Below are 17,645 nucleotides of genomic sequence, written 5' to 3' on the forward strand. Positions count from 1 at the left end.
CGATCTATAGGGAGGCCGTTATGAAGCAGGAAATGATGACGATCGTTCGTCAACAAGAGTTAGCACCGAGAATCTATGAGCTGGTTTTAACGGGAGAATTAGTCAATGAAATGACCATGCCGGGACAGTTCTTGCATATCCGTGTACCAAGAAGTGATTTATTATTGCGCCGCCCCATCAGTATCAATCAATATGATCGAGCAGAAGCAACATGTACGATTATCTATCGTGTCGAAGGCGACGGAACCAGCTATTTTGCTGAAATGTCTGCCGGCGAACAATTAGATGTTATGGGTCCGCTAGGCCACGGCTTTGAAATCGATCGGCTGAATGCTGGAGATACAGCCTTTATCGTCGGCGGTGGTATCGGCGTGCCGCCTTTGTATCAGCTATCTAAAGAGTTGAAGGCCAAAGGGGTTAAAGTGGTTCATTTTCTTGGGTTCGGAACGCAAGAGGTGGTCTATTACGCAGACGAGTTTCAGGCATTAGGCGAAACCCGTTTTTCAACGGATGACGGCACCTTCGGCATTCAAGGAAATGTCGGCAATTTATTGCTGGCAGAAGAAAGACAGCCAAACGCTGTTTTCGCTTGCGGCAATAATGGCCTCTTGAAAACAGTGGAGCAGCTTTATTCCACCGTTGACAACGTTCAGCTATCATTAGAATCTCGCATGGCTTGCGGAATGGGTGCTTGTTACGCCTGTGTCTGCCATGTACCTGAGGATGAAAACAAAAGTGTCAAAGTATGTGAAGACGGGCCCGTTTTCCAAGCAGGGGAGGTCATCTTTTAATGAGTATCGCAGTCAAATTACCTGGTTTAGACCTAAAAAATCCGATCATGCCGGCAAGCGGCTGTTTCGGATTCGGCAAAGAATACGCAGATTACTATGATTTGAATCAACTAGGTGCCATCATGATCAAAGCAACGACACCAAAGGAACGCTTCGGGAATGCGACACCGCGTGTGGCGGAAACGCCCAGCGGCATGCTGAACGCGATCGGTCTGCAAAATCCCGGCATGGAAGTCGTGCTGCAGGATATTCTACCGAGCCTAGAAAAATATCAAGAGCTTCCGATCATTGCCAACGTAGCAGGCGCATGCGAAGAGGATTATGTCGAGGTTTGCGCGAAAATCGGCGATGCACCCAATGTCAAAGCGATCGAATTGAACATTTCTTGTCCCAACGTAAAACACGGCGGAATCGCCTTCGGAACCGATCCAGAGGTCGCTTATCGTTTAACCAAGGCGGTTAAGAAAGTCGCAAATGTTCCAGTCTACGTTAAACTGAGTCCTAATGTCACAGATATCGTTCCGATTGCTAAAGCGATTGAAAAAGGCGGAGCGGACGGCTTCACGATGATCAACACTTTACTGGGAATGCGTATCGATTTAAAAACGCGGCAACCGATTTTGGCCAACCGCACAGGCGGCTTATCAGGACCAGCCATTAAACCAGTAGCGATCCGCTTGATCAATCAAGTAGCCGCAGTCAGCGAATTGCCGATCATCGGTATGGGCGGCGTCCAAACGGTGGATGATGTTCTAGAAATGTTTATGGCAGGCGCCAGTGCGGTCGCGGTCGGCACTGCGAACTTCACTGATCCTTACATCTGTCCAAAATTAATCGAAGAGCTTCCGATCCGGATGGCGGAATTGGGGATTGAATCATTGGAACAGCTGCGTCAAGAAGTTAGGGGGATGTTCTAATGGAAAAACGACCAATCGTCGCTTTTGATTTTGCTTCAAAGCAAGAAATCGAAACCTTTTTAACTCACTTTCCAATCACAGAGAAATTATTCGTGAAGATCGGCATGGAGCTTTTTTACCAAGAAGGACCAGCAATCGTTACTTTCTTACGCACCCAAGGTCACGACATTTTCCTTGACCTGAAACTGCATGACATTCCTAATACTGTCCAAAAAGCGATGCGCGGCATTGCGAAAATGGGCGTCAAGATCACCAATGTCCATGCCGCGGGAGGCGTGGAAATGATGCAGGCGGCTAAACAGGGTTTAAGCGAGGGGACAGCCGAAGATAAAACGATTCCTGAACTGATCGCTGTAACACAATTAACCTCCACAAGTGAAGAACAGATGCATGACGACCAGCTGATCAAAGTCAGCTTGCAGGAAAGTGTGCTGCACTATGCCAAATGTGCGGAAAAAGCCGGATTAGAAGGCGTAGTCTGTTCGGCTCATGAAGTCGAAAAAATTCACGAAGCAACAAATGAAGATTTTATCTGTTTAACGCCAGGGATTCGTCCGCAAGGTGCCAGTGTCGGTGACCAAAAACGAGTCATGACACCAGCCAAGGCGCGTGAGATCGGCTCGAATTACATTGTTGTCGGCCGACCAATCACACAAGCAGACAACCCGTATCAAAGCTATTTACAAATCAAAAAAGAATGGAACGGTGAAGCATAAATGATCGCAGAACAAATCGCCAAAGACTTATTATCAATCGAAGCAGTTTCTTTGAGTCCTGATGAGCCTTTCACTTGGGCCAGCGGATTAAAATCACCCATCTATTGCGACAATCGCGTGACCATGAGCTATCCTGAAGTTCGCCGCGCAATCGCGCAAGGCTTGGCGGAAAAAATCAAAGAAACCTTTCCAAATGTCGAAGTAATCGCCGGAACGGCAACAGCAGGAATTCCTCATGCGGCTTGGGTAGCAGAAATTTTAGACTTGCCGATGGTTTACATTCGCAGTAAAGCAAAAGATCACGGTCGCGGGAACCAAATTGAAGGCCGCATCAAAGAAGGCCAAAAGATGGTCGTAATTGAAGACTTGATCTCAACCGGTGGCAGTGTATTAGAAGCGGCCGAAGCGGCAAAAAGAGAGGGTGCAGATGTCTTAGGCGTCGCAGCGATCTTCACTTATGAATTGGCCAAAGGTAAAAATAATTTCGAAGCGGCTAACATGCCGTTAGTTACGTTGACAAATTATTCAACTTTGATCGAAAGTGCCTTAAAAGAGAACTATATCAATCAAGAACAGCTTGAGCTATTGAAAAAATGGCGTAAGGACCCTGAAAACTGGTTGAATTAAACAAAAAAAGCATCTGTGGATGCTTTTTTTGTTTACGATGATTTCATGAGCTAAACAACTTCAATCCTCAAAAAGGGTGCAATGTTTATTAGAAGCCGAAAAAGAGGTTTAATGGTATATTATTTTCAGTAGATTTTTTCGACGCTGGTTTCGCTAGTTGCTTTAGCAGGCAAAGTCGAGGATAAATAATCACATTTATTGCGTTAATTTGAAATTATCCGACTTTTTGAATGATCCTATACAAACCAAAAATTATGGATTAGAATCAAAACAATGTTAAAGAATGATAGTCAAAAAAGACGTGATTTGTGCATCAAATTTATTTTTCAGACAGAAAAATAGATATATTATTATGAATAAGAGGCTTTCAAATGTATGAGAAATTTTTAAACAACACTCGGTTACGAAGATTTACGGTTCTAGCAGTAGTTATCTTTGTCCTATTTTTAGTCAGAGAGTTTATGACCTCGATTTTACTGACCTTTATCTTTACCTTGATTTCAGTTAAAATCGTCAAATTTGTCCAACGCTATATTAAAGCTCCGACCTTTCTATTAGCGACACTCCTGTATTTAATTGAGTTATGGCTGCTCTATTTGCTAATCTCCAGGTATTCGACGATATTGATTGATCAGGTGACATCCACTTATAATTCGATCGTCCATTTTTACCAGCATAAGGATTTCGATTCTGATTTCATCACTAACACGATTTCCAATTATTTCAAAAATCATAATTGGCAGGATAAGGTGGAGAGCGGTGCCGGAATTATTTTGGAACAATTGCAAAATGTCGGTCGTTTAGCTGTCGCCTTCATTGTTTCCTTCATTTTGAGTTTCTTCTTTATGGTGGAAAAGGAAAAGACAGTCTTGTTCTCAAAGAACTTTTTGAGCAGCGAGTATTCTTGGTTTTTCCAAGATTTACATTACTTTGCTAAAGTTTTCGTGGATACCTTCGGCGTGGTGGTAGAGGTGCAATTATTGATTGCGATCGTCAATACCGTGATTACCACCGTTGGCTTAGGGCTGATCGGCTTTACGCAATTGCCGACGTTAGCGATCATGATTTTCATCTTGAGCTTGATTCCAGTGGCAGGGGTGATTTTCTCTTGTATCCCGCTGACATTGATCGCCTATTCAACGGGAGGCATTCAGACAGTCGTTTACGTATTGATCTTGATCGTGGTCGTTCATTGCATTGAAGCCTATATCTTGAATCCGAAGTTTATGTCGAGCCGTACAAAATTACCGATCTTTTATACCTTCGTCATTCTATTAGTCAGCGAAAAATTCCTAGGTGTTTGGGGCCTGATCGTCGGTATTCCGATTTTCAATTTCTTCCTGGAAATATTAGGCGTTAAAATTAGTACAAAGAAAACCAAAAAAAAGGAACTGCCAAGTTAGGCGGTTCCTTTTTTTGCATTTCGAAATATACTATTATCCGCGTAATTTTTCCACCAGAGATTCTTCGGGGGTCACGAACAAAGTTTTTTGATTTTCATAAATCACAAAACCCGGTTTTACTCCATTTGGTTTATGGACATGTTTGACCGCGACATAATCCACCGGGACTTGCGCAGATTGGCGGAATTTTGAAAAATAGGCGGCCAGTTCAGCGGCTTCTAGCAAAGTTTCCTCACTAGGGTCATTGCTTTTTACAATTACGTGAGAACCTGGGATATTTTTGGCATGAAGCCAGATATCGGTTTTTCGTGCTTGTTTCAAAGTTAATTGATCATTTTGCAGGTTGTTTTTCCCGACCAAGATTTCTGTGCCATCACTAGCTACGAAGCGTTCAGGTTTAGAAGGGGTCTGCTTCCGATTTTTCTTGCTGCGTTTCCGTTTCAAGTAGCCGCTGGCAACAAGCTCTTCTTTGATAACCTCGATGTCCATTGGACCGGCGATCTCTAACTGCGCCAAGACCGATTCAAGATAGGCAATCTCATCTTTGGCTTCAGCGATCTGATTGTAAATCAATTTGACTGCATTTTTTAACTTCTGATACTTTTGGAAATATTTCTGAGCATTTTGATTTGGCGTTAATGCCGGATTCAATTTAATCACGATTGGCGCATTTTCTTCATAATAATTTTGCAATTCAACACTTTCTGCCCCTCGCGGAACCTGTGTCATGAAAGTCGTCAGTAATTCACCGTCGCGGCGGAATTCCTCTGCATTTTCAGAATCATGCAAGGTTTTTTCACGTTTTGCCAGCTTGGTCTGATTGCGTTTAATCTCATTATCGACTTTGCGAATCAAGTCATTGCCGAGTTGTTTCACTCGATCCTTTTCCGCTTTTTCACCATAGTAAGCGTCAAGTAACGTACTTAAACTATCATAAGCTGTTGTATTCTCCAGCGTTTCAAAAGCAAGCGGGGCAAAGAATTCTTTGTCATTTTTCGTTCCCACGGTTGGAGTAAGGTCATCTTGGACACTTTGCCAAAATTCCGCCCAGACAGCCATTTTTTCATTTGGCCGTTGGGTAAGACGAAAGACTAGTTCCTCAGCGGTATCACGCCCCAACCCTTGGAAATTCTGCTGCAGGTAACGGCCATCGAGGATTTCCGCAGTTGAAAGAATCTTAAATACCTGTTCCTTAGGAGCGTGAAAAGGATTCAGCTGTTCTTGTTTTGGCGGTTCGATGTACTCGCTGCCGGGCAGGATAGAGCGGTACGTATTTTGGGAATGACCAATATGCTTGATTGCATCTAAAATTTTACCAGTTTCTTTGTTCAATAGGACAATTGTCGAGTGGCGCCCCATCAATTCCACGATTAAGACAATATTTTGCAGATCGCCCAATTCATCGCGTTTGCTGAAAGTAAAGTGAACGACCCGGTCATTTTCCACTTGATGAATATCCTCTAAAATCGCACCCTCTAAATGCTTACGCAGCATCATGACGAAGTTCGGCGGATTTTCCGGATTAGTATAAGCAATTTCTGTTAATTGGATTCGTGCGTAGCTAGGATGCGCCGAAAGGAGCAGGCGGCGATTTTTTCCTTGCGCGCGGATGACCAAAACGACTTCATTTTCATAGGGCTGGTGAATCTTGGATATTCTGCCGGTGACGAGCTGATCTTTCAATTCTCGGACCATCGCATGGGTAAAAACTCCATCAAAGGACATTTTTCTCCCTCATTTCTATTCATAATATATCTATTATAAACAAAAAAGCCCCAGTGACCAAGCAAGTCACTGGAGATCCTTAACTTTGTTTAGACGCTTAATGATTCGTGGTAGCTGTGAAGCTCGTCCAAAAGCTGTAAAAGCAGCTGTTCCGCTTCATTTGGCAAGCGATCGTAGCCGCCTTGATACGTTTTGCGCGATTGAACAAATGCAAGACGTGTTTCTAAACGAGTCATCAAATGGATCAAGTAATGATGACTATTAAAATCCGGCTCGTGCTTCTTAACTGGCAGATAACTGATTTTTTTCAGCGGACCAAAAGGCTTGAACTTTGCTGACCCGTCGATGATTTTCTCAATACTGCTTAGGGTTTCTTCGGGGGTAACCTTACGTCCCTTGAAATCACCTGTATTCAAAATAAAGCAAGCAGTCTTCTGTTTTTGGAACAGTTCTTTGAAATCTTGATAATCTTCCTGTAAAGGATAACAGCGGAACGGATTTGCGAAAGGTTCGATCACCAATTGATCGGCGACTTCGCCAACTACATTTTCAGCGGTTGAACGTTTCGTCGCGAGCGTCGCACCAAAAACTGCGGCAAGGGAAGGGTCTTCAATCTTGATCAATGGCGGTAGGCTGTCATCTTTCATGATCCAGAACAGACCGTCGACCTTTTCCGCAATATGATCCACACGATTCGGCGTAGCATAGCGGCTCTTGATGCTGCGTCCATTCCCATTACGAACATCTTCTGTGACTAAAACTTTTTTATTTTGTTCATCCAAAGTAACTCCGACGTTTTGAGCCGTGACAATGTATTTGATCTGTTCGCTAGTCATCGGGTAATCCTGTGTCTTATCAAAATAGGCCGGCTCTAAAGCAGTCGTCGACCCTTTTTCCTTCGAAATAACAAATGCGTCATCATGAAGAACATGAACTTCACCTTTATTTTTAGGTTTCGCCAGCGTAATCGTTGATTTGCCTGAGCCTGATAAGCCAAAGGCGGCCATTGTATATTTTTTATCTTCTAACAGGTATTGCTTCATCCCGCCATGGCAGGCAAGGAAGCCGTTACGATGAGCAGTTGCCCATGCCAACGTCAAAGTCGCTTTTTTCAATTCGCCGAAATAGCGCAATCCTAAAATACCGGCACAATTATGCAGCGGATCAATCACGACCACGCCATCCGGGAAGTCAGGATGCTCCCAATCTGGGTCAGCAAAAATGAAAATGTCGCCTGTATGAATTTCATCTGATTGCTGATAGAAAAGATGCTTGGCATCGCCAATCTGAAAGTTTAGTAAATAGGAGTAGAGGTTAGGACTGTAGTCGGCCGGCAACATCAAATGCGATTTAACCGTGAATTCTTCATCCAAACCCACGATAACTTCACCGGAGTAAAACTTTTTAGACCGGGCATTGAAAACTGCTTCTCTTAAAAGCTCACTATAAAAAGCACTGTCGATTCCTTGTTGACCGATAATGCGTCGAGCGGCAGCTGTTCGTCCAACGATTTTTCCATCATTCGTCACTAAGACTTTGGCATCTGTAGGAAGCTGCAATCTACTCGTATAGGCAACATCAAGATCCGTCGTGATCGTTCCTGGACTCGCCTTAGCCAACGCGTAAGCATCCGTAAGATGGCGAATCCGCGAGACATTATTTCCATAGAACGCCGTCTCGATCACACTGCGAATACTGGAAAGAAGCCGATTACTCTTTGTTATCTCATTACGTGAAAAATGTTCAATACTGCTCATCATAAAACCTCCTTAAAATGAATTATCATTATTATAATATCATTAAAATAAAACGCTAACAATCCAATATAAAACACGATGCGCTTCCTGAATATATAAAAAAAGTGAAATCCATCCTTGCTGGTAGCGCTTTTAAGAAAAAAATAATATAATGATAAGAAGGGAGGCGTTATTATGGAACGATATTTAGCAACTGCTAAAGAAAAAATACTTAATTTTTGGCGGAATTTTATTATAGTAGTATCGGAAAATGAACGCCGCACCTTAGCAATTTTGGCTGGGCTAGTCATTTTTGCGATTATTTTTTCTACCTCAGCTGCTTTTGCTCAAAAGACAATTCGGCAAGACCAACTAGATGAGTTAGTTTTTGATTCACTAAAATCGGACCACTTAATCCCTTTGGAGTATCAAACGGTCGATCAGAAAATAAAGGATACAAAGGCGATTTCGATTATGTTCAGCCAACCAGACGGGACTTCTTTTAGAAATGTAATGACCGTCTTAGATGATCCCAATCAACAAACGATGCTTAATCGCAAGTTTTATTATTATCCAATTGTCTATGATAGCGAGACGATTGCCCAAAAATATAAACTTGATCCCCGACAGGTGACCTTCATCTTCTTCCATAATGGAAAAGAGAAGAATCGTTTTGTAGTTGAGAGTTTAGCGGATTTGAATAATGAATTTATTCCTGAATTGAATCGTTTACCGATGTGGGACCTTAAAAAGTAAAAATGAGAGTACGAATAAAATAAATGAGTTTTTTTTAATAAAAAGAGTTGACAGTCGATTTTTTTTCGGCTAAACTAACCTCAACCTTAAAAAAGAAAAAGGAGTGACATTCATGAGACACGCAAACTTATCTAATCAATTGAATAGCTGGCAAAACTGGCGTAGATAAGTTGTATTTATGAATTCACTCATAGATACAACGTTTAGGCAACTTCTAAATTTTGTATCTATGCTGGATATTTTTTGATGCTTATTCCCGCATAGAGACTATATCTATGCGGTTTTTGTTTTTTCTAAGACAACTACCGTTAAATTTGGGGTAGTTGTCTTTTTTTGCCAGTTTTTCTAATCGTGCTACAGCTAGTAAACTACTAGTGAGTTAGCAGCCTTCAAGACCAGTACCATCAAAAAAACAAAAACCGGAGGAATTAATCATGAAAAATAAAGGAATTATTGGATCAATCATCGCGTTAGCAGTTGTACTAATCGGGGTATTCGCTTATCAAATGGGTTCGCGTCAAACAGACGCTACAGCAGATAAGGAAGAAATGAAGACTGTCGGTATCTTGCAATTCATCAGTCACCCATCGTTAGATCAAATCAAAGACGGTGTGATCAAAGGATTAAAAGATGAGGGCTATGAAGACGGCAAGAATATCAAAATTGAATTTTTAAACGGTCAAGGTGATCAAAGTAAATTGAACAGCATGAGCCAACAACTGTTAGAAAAAAACTCGGATGTCTTAATTGGTGTTGCAACTCCCGCAGCCAAAGCATTGGCCAACGCGACTAGCGACAAGCCGATCATCATGTCAGCGATCAGCGATCCGATCGGAGCGGGTCTAGTCAAAGATTTGAAGCATCCCGGTGGAAATATCACAGGTGTAAATAATTTAACGCCGGTTGATCAGCAATTAGATATGGCGAAAGAAATGTTCCCTGATGCAAAAACCGTTGGAATGATCTACTCATCTTCAGAAGAAAACTCTAAATCACAAATTGACCGGGCCGAAAAACGTGCGACCAAAGAGGGCTTGACTGTAAAGAAATATGCGATCAGTTCAAGTAATGATATCGCTCAGATCACACAGCAAGCTTGTCAAGAAACAGACTACTTATACATCCCGCAAGACAACACGATCGCCAGTGCCTTCCAAACAATGATCAGTGAGTCAGACAAAGCGAAGAAGCCTGTGTTTGTTTCGGTGGACAACATGGTGAAAGAAGGCGGAATCGCAACTGTGGGACAAAATCAATTTGAGCTAGGTGTTGAATCTGGAAAAATGGCTGCTAATGTATTAAGCGGTAAATCAAAACCAGCAGACACACCAGTCAATGTAATCGATTATGGCGATATGATTATCAATGAAGAAAAAGCCAAAGAATTAGGAATTACGATTCCAGATAAAATCAAAGAAAAAGCAGAAGTAGTTAAAGGGGAGTAGACAAATGGTAATTTCAGCGATAGGACAAGGATTTTTATGGGGTATTTTAGGATTAGGTATTTTCATGACGTACCGGATCCTAAATTTCCCGGATATGACAACAGAGGGTTCATTTCCGTTAGGCGGAGCAGTCTGTGTAACGGCGATCACTAACGGCGTATCCCCGTTTCTCGCGACACTTTTAGGAATCGTCGCAGGTATGTGTGCCGGGTTTATTACGGGCATGCTTTACACTAAAGGAAAAATCCCGGTCATCTTAGCTGGAATTTTAGTCATGTCAGGATTGAACTCGGTGATGCTTTTCATTATGCAGACACCGAATCTTTCCTTGTTGAAGCAGCCAAAGATTCAAGATTTCTTTACGAACCTAAATCTGCCGGATCATTTTGATATCGTATTGTTAGGCTTGATCGCAATCGTGATCATCGTGGTCTTGCTGCTGTTTTTCTTTTTTACAGATTTTGGTCAAGCATATATCGCTACTGGCGATAATGAAAATATGGCGCGTTCGATCGGTATCAACACAGATCGCATGAAAGTGATCGGTTTGACTTTATCAAATGGTGTGATTGCTCTATCAGGCGCGTTGATTGCACAAAATGACGGCTATGCGGATATCGGTAAAGGGGTCGGTGTAATCGTTATCGGTCTAGCTTCGATCATCATCGGTGAGGTCCTGTATGGTGAAGTCACTTTTGTTGAAAGACTTGTCGCAATCGTTTTAGGTAGTATCATTTATCAATTATTGATTTTAATCATCATCAAAGTTGGATTAGATACAACTTATTTGAAGATTTTCTCTTCAATCATTTTGGCATTGTGCTTGATGATTCCAAGATTGAAAGAAGCCTTGAATTTGAAAACTGGATTGGAAAAGGAGGAGTGATCGTATGAACGCATTAGAGGTAAGAAACGCGAGCAAGACCATCAGCAACGGCGTCAATGATAAGCGCAGAATCCTGAACAATGTCGATTTGACGATCGCTCCCGGAGAGTTCGTCACTGTCCTTGGCGGAAACGGCGCAGGGAAAAGCACTCTGTTTAATAGTATTTCCGGCAACCTGCAATTAGACAGCGGAACCGTCTCAGTAATGGGAAAAAATTTAACTAAACTTTCTGAAGAACAGCGTGCGACATCGATCTCTCGTGTGTTTCAGGATCCGAAAATGGGGACGGCACCACGATTGACGGTAGCAGAAAATTTAGGATTAGCAGAAAAACGCGGACTAAAACGGCGATTGCGTCAACGGCAATTAAACCAAAAGAAAGAAATGTATCGTGAATTGTGCAAACTGATCGGCAACGGTCTGGAGAACCACCTCGATACACCAACAGGATTTCTTTCCGGCGGACAAAGACAAGCTTTAAGTTTGCTGATGGCGACAATTACGAAACCCGACTTATTACTATTAGATGAACACACAGCTGCACTCGATCCGAAAACAGCGAAGCAATTAATGACGCTGACTGATCAGCGAATCAAAGAAGAAAATCTGACCTGTTTGATGGTCACCCATAAAATGGAAGATGCTCTGCATTACGGCGATCGCGTGATCGTTATGGAAAAAGGGGAAATCATCAAAGACATCCGAGGGGAAGAGAAGGAACGGATGACGTTAGCAGATTTATTCCTGCTATTTGAAGAGAGCGAGACAGTAGCTGAAGTAATGTAAAAAAAACTTTTTTACAGAAAATTAAAGTAATGGGTTGACTTATCAGAAAAACAAATCTATACTAAGTTCAATCTTAAATCAGTTTGGAGCGGTTTTTATGAATAAGAATAAGAGTACGCACACACAACTGAATAATTATTACTTTAGCTATTTTAGATAGGTTTGTGTTCATGATTCATGGATGCAGACTACAACAAGTTTGTATCTATGATGGCTAAGGATATTAAGTTCGACTTAATGCCACATAGATGAAAATCTATAGTGGCTTTTTCTTTAGTATTTTTTGGGAGACTAGGCTCATTGTAGATTTTCTACAGTGGGCCTTTTTTGTGGCTTCCACGTCGGGCTTCAGCACGATTAGTGGAAGCATACGCGAAAAGAGAATAAATTTATTTTTCCGGTTTTTGGAAAATAAGTTCATTGGTTCCGAAATAGCTGGTTTTAAGTAGCTGATTGAAGGTTGACTAGTGTTATGGAAGGATGCGAGTTACTTTTTCTGCTTTAGCAGATTAGAGGAATCGTATACGATTGATAAAATTTTTCATGTCAGAAAAAATTATTTAGGAATAGGAGTGAGGAAAGATGGAAAATGAAATTTTAGGAAGAACGCGTTTAGCTGGCTTGTTTGCACTGCCGGCAAGGCACAGCTTTTCACCAATGATGCACACAACAGCGTTCCAGGCAACGGGGGTTGATGCGGTCTATTTAAGCTTTGACGTTCAGCCGGAAAGACTTGGCGAAAGTATTCAAGCCATTCGCGATCTTGAAATGTTGGGAATCAATTTATCGATGCCTCACAAGATGGAAGCCGTCAAATATGTTGATGAACTCAGTCAGGCAGCTCGCTTGATCGGGGCAATCAATACCATCGTGAACCAAGATGGTAAGTTAATCGGGCATATCACAGATGGCATCGGCTGTATGGAAAGTTTGAAGCAAAACGGAATTGAGATCATCGGCAAGAGAATGACGATTCTTGGCGCTGGTGGTGCCGCCACCGCGATTATCACACAAGCGGCGATCGACGGCGTAGAAGCCATTGATGTTTTTAACATCAAAGATGACTTTTATCAAAAAATCGAACCGAAACTGGCCATGATTGCTGAAGAAACCAACTGTCAAATTCAACTGCACGATTTAACAGATGAAAAACAATTGGCCGACTCTTTAGCAGCAAGCAGTCTATTGATCAATGCCACCAATATTGGAATGGCGCCAAAGACAGATCAAATGCCTTTGCCAAATGAAGGACTGCTAAGAAAAGACTTGCCAGTTTTCGATGTGATCTATCATCCAGGTGAAACCAAATTGTTAAAAGCCGCGAAAGCAACCGGAGCAAAAGCAGTTAATGGTTTAGACATGCTGCTTTATCAAGGAGCTGCGGCATTCAACTTATGGACAGGCAAGGAAATGCCCGTCGAACAAATCCAACCATTATTGGAAAAAGAAATTAAAAAATAAAAAGTGAAGGAAGTTTTTACTATGATCTTAATTATAAAAAAAGGTATTCAGGAATCAGAATTATCACCCATCTTATCTCGCATTAAAGAAGAGGGTTTAGGTGTACAAATCAATCACGGAAAAGATCGTTTAGTTTTAGGTCTGCTAGGAGATCCAAAGATTATTCAAAATGTGCCGTTTCAAGCATACAGTGTTGTTGAACGAGCAGTAGCGATTTCAAACACCTACAAATTAACGTCAAGAGAATTCCATCCACAAGATACGGTTGTTGATGTTGATGGCGTAAAAATTGGTGATGGCAGCTTTGTAACAATGGCTGGTCCTTGTTCAGTCGAAGGCGAAGAGCAAATTATGGAAACAGCACGCATGGCAAAAGCCGGCGGAGCAAAAATCTTACGCGGCGGAGCATACAAACCTCGTACTTCTCCATACGCTTTCCAAGGGTTAGGTGAAGAAGGCTTGAAGATCATGCGCAAAGCCGCTGATGCTCATGGCCTAAAGGTAATCACAGAAGTTATGGATGAAGCTCATATCGATGTTGTCTGCGAATACGCTGATATCATTCAAATCGGTGCACGAAACATGCAAAACTTTCGCTTATTAGAAGCAGTTGGTAAGACAGGTAAACCAATCGGCTTGAAACGCGGAATCTCAGGTACGATCCAAGAATGGTTGAATGCCGCTGAATACATCGCTGTTCAAGGCAATTCGAAAATCATTTTCATTGAACGCGGGATTCGTACTTACGAAACAGCGACACGGAATACCTTCGATTTAAGTGCCGTGCCATTAATCAAAAAATTGAGCCATTTCCCAATCATCGTTGACCCAAGTCACGGTACAGGCGTTTGGGACCTAGTTGCCCCAATGGCTCGCGCAGGTGTTGCTAGTGGAGCGGACGGTATGATCGTCGAGATCCATCCTGATCCATTGCACGCATGGTCTGATGGTGAACAATCATTGAATGAGAAAAACTACCTTACAATGATGAGTGAAGTTGAGATCATGGTTGAAGCGATGCAAAAGGTTAAAGCACTGACAAAAGAAGCTTCACTTATCTAAGTAGGGGGAACGTTTCATGGAAATTGTTTTACCAGAAAAAACGTATGAGATCATTGTAAAACGTCATGCCTTAGATTCTGTGGGCGAATGGATCGCCTCACTTTGGCAAAATAAAAAAATCGCGATTATCAGCGATGAACATGTTTTTCCGATTTACGGGAAAAAAATCAAGCAGCAATTAGCCGACTACGAGGTATGCCATTATACAGTACCCGCAGGTGAAAGCAGCAAATCATTGAAAATGGCGAATAACCTTTACGATTTTCTAGCCGATCAGCAATTTACTCGCAGTGACGCTGTCATCGCTTTGGGCGGAGGTGTTGTTGGCGACTTGGCCAGCTTCGTTGCTTCTACTTATATGCGAGGTATCGCGTTTGTTCAGATACCGACCTCATTACTAGCTCAAGTCGATTCTAGTATTGGCGGAAAGACAGCAGTGAATTCAAGTATGGCTAAAAATATGATTGGTACTTTCGCTCAACCTGATGGTGTATTGATCGATCCAGAGACATTAAATACGCTGCCCGAACTTCGAGTTCGTGAAGGCATCGCGGAAATCATCAAATGTGGGGCAATCAGTGATGCTTCACTGTGGCAAGACCTTGAGAAACTAACAGGAATCCAAGATCTTTTAGACCATAGTGAAGCGATCATTCTCAAAGCTCTGCAAGTGAAGAAAACAGTTGTAGAAGAAGATGAGTTCGATAATGGGTCACGTTTATTGTTGAACTTTGGTCATACGATCGGCCACGCGATCGAAAACACTGCCGGCTATGGAAAAATCAGCCATGGTGAAGCAGTTGCGATCGGAATGGTGAAGATATCCCAGACGGCGGAGGAAAAGAACCTTTCACCAGCTGGAATCACCAACAAGATCATGGCGATGAATCAAAAATATCAATTGCCAATCGAGTATCAGCCTTGGAACGCTGAAGAGTTTTATTCCGCCATCACCCATGATAAAAAGGCGCGGGGAAACAGTTTAAACATTATTTTACTAGAAGACATCGGTAAAGCTTATATTCAAAAAATCAAACTAACAGAAATCAAAGACTTTTTATAAGTAGAAGGGAAGTAGTTTATGCGTTACTTAACAGCTGGAGAATCTCATGGACCAGAATTAACTACGATCATTGAAGGTGTTCCAGCAGGGCTAACACTTTCCGTTGAAGCAATCAATCACGAATTATCTCGCAGACAAGGCGGGTACGGCCGCGGTGGACGAATGAAGATCGAAAAGGATCAAGTCCGGATCACCTCTGGCATCCGTCATGGCAAAACTTTAGGTTCTCCAATCACGATGATTGTAGAAAACCGCGATTGGAAAAATTGGCAGAAGGTCATGTCAGTCGAAGCCGTAGCAGAAAAAGATGAAAAATTACGCCGCGTTTCAAAGCCGCGTCCCGGTCATGCTGATTTAGTCGGCGGAATGAAATACCATCATAGCGATTTACGCAATGTTCTAGAGCGTTCTTCTGCTCGCGAAACCACAATGCGGGTAGCAGTGGGTGCCATCGCCAAACAAATTTTGGCGGCCGTCGATATCGAAATCGCCAGTCATGTGGCAATCCTTGGCGGGATTGAGGCGACTGTGCCAGAGGAACTGAGTGTCAAAGAGATTCAGATAAAGGCAACCGTATCAGAAGTCAATATGGTAGACGAAACAGTCGAAGAGTCAGTCAAAGAATTGATCGATCAAACTAAAAAAGCAGGGGATACAATTGGCGGCGTTGTAGAAGTCCGAACAGACAATGTACCGGCAGGATTAGGCAGCTACGTTCAATGGGATCGCAAGCTGGACGGAAAAATTGCACAAATCATGATGAGCATCAATGCTTTTAAGGGTGTCGAATTCGGTATCGGATTTGAAGCAGCCAGACAACCAGGCTCGAAGGTTATGGATGAAATCGTTTGGGATGAAGGGTACAGCCGTACTAGTAACCATCTTGGTGGTTTCGAAGGCGGAATGACCAACGGCGAACAAATTATCGTGCGGGGTGTTATGAAGCCGATCCCGACTTTATACAAACCACTAATGAGTGTCGATATTGATACAAAAGAACCTTACAAAGCGAGTGTTGAACGCTCAGACAGCACAGCGGTACCAGCCGCTTCAGTCGTAGCAGAACATGTCGTTGCTACAGTATTGGCAGAAGAAATTTTAGAAAAATTCTCATCCGATACGATCGATGAATTGCAACAAGCGGTAGCAGAATACCGAGAAGCTATCAAAAACTTTTAAGAGAGAGGGTACGTCTATGAGAAAGAAAGTGTTCGTCTTAGGACTTGGTTTAATTGGCGCTTCACTTTGTCGGGCTATTAAAAATCCAACAATCGAGCTTTTTGGTTGGGATTATTCGGAAGAAACCCGCGAAATTGCAAGTGAAGTTGGACTAGTTGATCAAATTGCTTCTATTGAAAGAGCACCTGAGATGGACGTGATTATTTTAGCCGTACCCGTTCTATCCACATTGCATTATTTGCACGAGCTGGCGCGTTTGCCGCTGAAAGAATCGGTAATCGTCACTGACACAGGCAGCACAAAGAATGAAGTAATGAAATTAGCAAAGACATTGCCATTTACCTTTATCGGCGGTCACCCGATGGCAGGATCGCACAAATCTGGTGTCAAAGCAGGTAATCCAAATCTTTTTGAAGAAGCTTACTACATTTTGACACCGCCAGAAGGAACCGATGCGGAACCTCTAATTGAACTGTTAGAGCCGACGAGAGCAAAATTCGTGGTGATCGAACCTGAATCTCATGATGAAATCGTAGGTGTTTTGAGTCATTTGCCTCACATCGTGGCTTCAGGTTTGGTAAGAATGAGTGACAAGTTGGCAGAGGAGCATCCGCGAGCGAGCCAATTGGCCGCCGGCGGGTTCCGTGATATTACTCGGATTGCTTCATCAGACCCGCAAATGTGGACGGATATTTTATTAACCAATCGGACTATCCTGCTAGAGTTGATTACAGGTTGGCAGGAAGAAATGTCCAAGGTTCGTGAAAGCCTAGTGCAGGAAGACCAACCTGCCATCTATGATTTTTTCAGTCAGGCAAAGCACTCTCGCGATCACTTACCTGCAAAAGATCATGGAGTTATTCCAGCATTCTATGATCTTTACGTCGACATACCAGATATCGCAGGTGCGATCGCCAAGGTTATGACGATCTTGAGTGACGCTGATATCTCAATTATCAATTTGAAAATCCAAGAAACGCGGGAAGATATTTTCGGTGTTTTCGAACTTTCATTCAAAAATCAGGCAGACTTGGAAAAAGGGCAACTGCTAATTGAAGCAGCAGATTTTCGTTGTCGCAGAAGGAGTTGAA

The 17,645-nt window shown here is 42.5% G+C and carries 16 protein-coding genes; 14 read left to right on the plus strand and 2 right to left on the minus strand.

Annotated features, from left to right (window positions below; genetic code table 11):
• Nucleotides 1-2: 2 nt before the first annotated feature.
• The 5 genes from PGP85_RS04790 to PGP85_RS04810 all read left to right on the plus strand — a co-directional run bounded on the left by PGP85_RS04790 (nt 3) and on the right by PGP85_RS04810 (nt 4,454).
• Nucleotides 3-791: a dihydroorotate dehydrogenase electron transfer subunit gene (locus PGP85_RS04790; RefSeq protein WP_408639890.1), complete on the plus strand. Its 789-nt coding sequence runs from the start codon at nt 3-5 to the stop codon at nt 789-791.
• Entirely contained in the window at nt 791-1,708 is a 918-nt protein-coding gene (locus PGP85_RS04795) for a dihydroorotate dehydrogenase (RefSeq protein ID WP_270326372.1), read from the plus strand. The genes PGP85_RS04790 and PGP85_RS04795 overlap by 1 nt, the downstream gene beginning before the upstream one ends.
• Nucleotides 1,708-2,424 (plus strand): orotidine-5'-phosphate decarboxylase, encoded by a 717-nt coding sequence (gene pyrF, locus PGP85_RS04800; RefSeq protein ID WP_270326374.1) that lies wholly within the window; start codon nt 1,708-1,710, stop codon nt 2,422-2,424. The genes PGP85_RS04795 and pyrF overlap by 1 nt, the downstream gene beginning before the upstream one ends.
• Nucleotides 2,425-3,051, plus strand: coding sequence for an orotate phosphoribosyltransferase (gene pyrE / locus PGP85_RS04805; protein ID WP_270326376.1), 627 nt, complete (start codon nt 2,425-2,427; stop codon nt 3,049-3,051). It begins immediately after the preceding gene.
• 371 nt (nt 3,052-3,422) lie between these two features.
• The gene (locus PGP85_RS04810) at nt 3,423-4,454 is read left to right on the plus strand and encodes an AI-2E family transporter (RefSeq protein ID WP_270326377.1); all 1,032 of its coding nucleotides are present in this window, start codon (nt 3,423-3,425) and stop codon (nt 4,452-4,454) included.
• Between the two features lie 33 nt (nt 4,455-4,487).
• Here the strand turns inward: PGP85_RS04810 and efbA are convergent, their stop codons facing one another.
• Nucleotides 4,488-6,179, minus strand: coding sequence for a fibronectin-binding protein EfbA (gene efbA / locus PGP85_RS04815; protein WP_270326379.1), 1,692 nt, complete (start codon nt 6,177-6,179; stop codon nt 4,488-4,490).
• Nucleotides 6,180-6,268: 89 nt separating this feature from the next.
• A complete protein-coding gene (locus PGP85_RS04820; RefSeq protein WP_010739174.1) occupies nt 6,269-7,936 on the minus strand; it encodes a phosphoenolpyruvate carboxykinase (ATP) in 1,668 nt (555 codons plus the stop codon).
• A 174-nt stretch (nt 7,937-8,110) separates the two neighbouring features.
• Between PGP85_RS04820 and PGP85_RS04825 the strand changes: the two genes are divergently transcribed.
• The 9 genes from PGP85_RS04825 to PGP85_RS04865 all read left to right on the plus strand — a co-directional run bounded on the left by PGP85_RS04825 (nt 8,111) and on the right by PGP85_RS04865 (nt 17,644).
• On the plus strand, nt 8,111-8,671 hold the full coding sequence (locus PGP85_RS04825; protein ID WP_010739173.1) for a hypothetical protein: 561 nt from the start codon (nt 8,111-8,113) through the stop codon (nt 8,669-8,671).
• A 434-nt stretch (nt 8,672-9,105) separates the two neighbouring features.
• Entirely contained in the window at nt 9,106-10,116 is a 1,011-nt protein-coding gene (trpX, locus tag PGP85_RS04830) for a tryptophan ABC transporter substrate-binding protein (RefSeq protein ID WP_010739172.1), read from the plus strand.
• A 4-nt stretch (nt 10,117-10,120) separates the two neighbouring features.
• Complete coding sequence (locus PGP85_RS04835) at nt 10,121-11,002, plus strand: ABC transporter permease (RefSeq protein ID WP_010739171.1); 882 nt, start codon at nt 10,121-10,123, stop codon at nt 11,000-11,002.
• A gap of 4 nt (nt 11,003-11,006) precedes the next feature.
• Nucleotides 11,007-11,789 (plus strand): ABC transporter ATP-binding protein, encoded by a 783-nt coding sequence (locus PGP85_RS04840; RefSeq protein ID WP_010739170.1) that lies wholly within the window; start codon nt 11,007-11,009, stop codon nt 11,787-11,789.
• Nucleotides 11,790-12,371: 582 nt separating this feature from the next.
• Nucleotides 12,372-13,250 carry a shikimate dehydrogenase gene (gene aroE / locus PGP85_RS04845; protein WP_270326382.1) on the plus strand — a complete coding sequence of 293 codons (879 nt, stop codon included), beginning with the start codon at nt 12,372-12,374 and terminating at the stop codon, nt 13,248-13,250.
• Nucleotides 13,251-13,271: 21 nt separating this feature from the next.
• Nucleotides 13,272-14,312 (plus strand): 3-deoxy-7-phosphoheptulonate synthase, encoded by a 1,041-nt coding sequence (aroF, locus tag PGP85_RS04850; protein ID WP_010739168.1) that lies wholly within the window; start codon nt 13,272-13,274, stop codon nt 14,310-14,312.
• Nucleotides 14,313-14,328: 16 nt separating this feature from the next.
• Nucleotides 14,329-15,375 (plus strand): 3-dehydroquinate synthase, encoded by a 1,047-nt coding sequence (gene aroB, locus PGP85_RS04855; protein ID WP_010739167.1) that lies wholly within the window; start codon nt 14,329-14,331, stop codon nt 15,373-15,375.
• Between the two features lie 18 nt (nt 15,376-15,393).
• Nucleotides 15,394-16,554: a chorismate synthase gene (gene aroC, locus PGP85_RS04860; RefSeq protein WP_010739166.1), complete on the plus strand. Its 1,161-nt coding sequence runs from the start codon at nt 15,394-15,396 to the stop codon at nt 16,552-16,554.
• Between the two features lie 16 nt (nt 16,555-16,570).
• A complete protein-coding gene (locus PGP85_RS04865) occupies nt 16,571-17,644 on the plus strand; it encodes a prephenate dehydrogenase (RefSeq protein ID WP_010739165.1) in 1,074 nt (357 codons plus the stop codon).
• The last annotated feature ends 1 nt before the right edge of the window (nt 17,645 follow it).

Origin of the sequence: Enterococcus malodoratus, assembly GCF_027659535.1 — a bacterium.
In the GTDB taxonomy this organism is placed as follows: Bacteria; Bacillota; Bacilli; order Lactobacillales; family Enterococcaceae; genus Enterococcus_A; species Enterococcus_A malodoratus.

Bases quoted from the DNA above. Each gene is read 5' to 3' on its own strand.
- PGP85_RS04795 (WP_270326372.1), top strand. From the start codon at position 791: ATGAGTATCGCAGTCAAATTACCTGGTTTAGACCTAAAAAATCCGATC.
- pyrF (WP_270326374.1), top strand. From the start codon at position 1,708: ATGGAAAAACGACCAATCGTCGCTTTTGATTTTGCTTCAAAGCAAGAA.
- pyrE (WP_270326376.1), top strand. From the start codon at position 2,425: ATGATCGCAGAACAAATCGCCAAAGACTTATTATCAATCGAAGCAGTT.
- PGP85_RS04810 (WP_270326377.1), top strand. From the start codon at position 3,423: ATGTATGAGAAATTTTTAAACAACACTCGGTTACGAAGATTTACGGTT.
- efbA (WP_270326379.1), bottom strand. From the start codon at position 6,179: ATGTCCTTTGATGGAGTTTTTACCCATGCGATGGTCCGAGAATTGAAA.
- PGP85_RS04820 (WP_010739174.1), bottom strand. From the start codon at position 7,936: ATGAGCAGTATTGAACATTTTTCACGTAATGAGATAACAAAGAGTAAT.
- PGP85_RS04825 (WP_010739173.1), top strand. From the start codon at position 8,111: ATGGAACGATATTTAGCAACTGCTAAAGAAAAAATACTTAATTTTTGG.
- trpX (WP_010739172.1), top strand. From the start codon at position 9,106: ATGAAAAATAAAGGAATTATTGGATCAATCATCGCGTTAGCAGTTGTA.
- PGP85_RS04835 (WP_010739171.1), top strand. From the start codon at position 10,121: ATGGTAATTTCAGCGATAGGACAAGGATTTTTATGGGGTATTTTAGGA.
- PGP85_RS04840 (WP_010739170.1), top strand. From the start codon at position 11,007: ATGAACGCATTAGAGGTAAGAAACGCGAGCAAGACCATCAGCAACGGC.
- aroE (WP_270326382.1), top strand. From the start codon at position 12,372: ATGGAAAATGAAATTTTAGGAAGAACGCGTTTAGCTGGCTTGTTTGCA.
- aroF (WP_010739168.1), top strand. From the start codon at position 13,272: ATGATCTTAATTATAAAAAAAGGTATTCAGGAATCAGAATTATCACCC.
- aroB (WP_010739167.1), top strand. From the start codon at position 14,329: ATGGAAATTGTTTTACCAGAAAAAACGTATGAGATCATTGTAAAACGT.
- aroC (WP_010739166.1), top strand. From the start codon at position 15,394: ATGCGTTACTTAACAGCTGGAGAATCTCATGGACCAGAATTAACTACG.
- PGP85_RS04865 (WP_010739165.1), top strand. From the start codon at position 16,571: ATGAGAAAGAAAGTGTTCGTCTTAGGACTTGGTTTAATTGGCGCTTCA.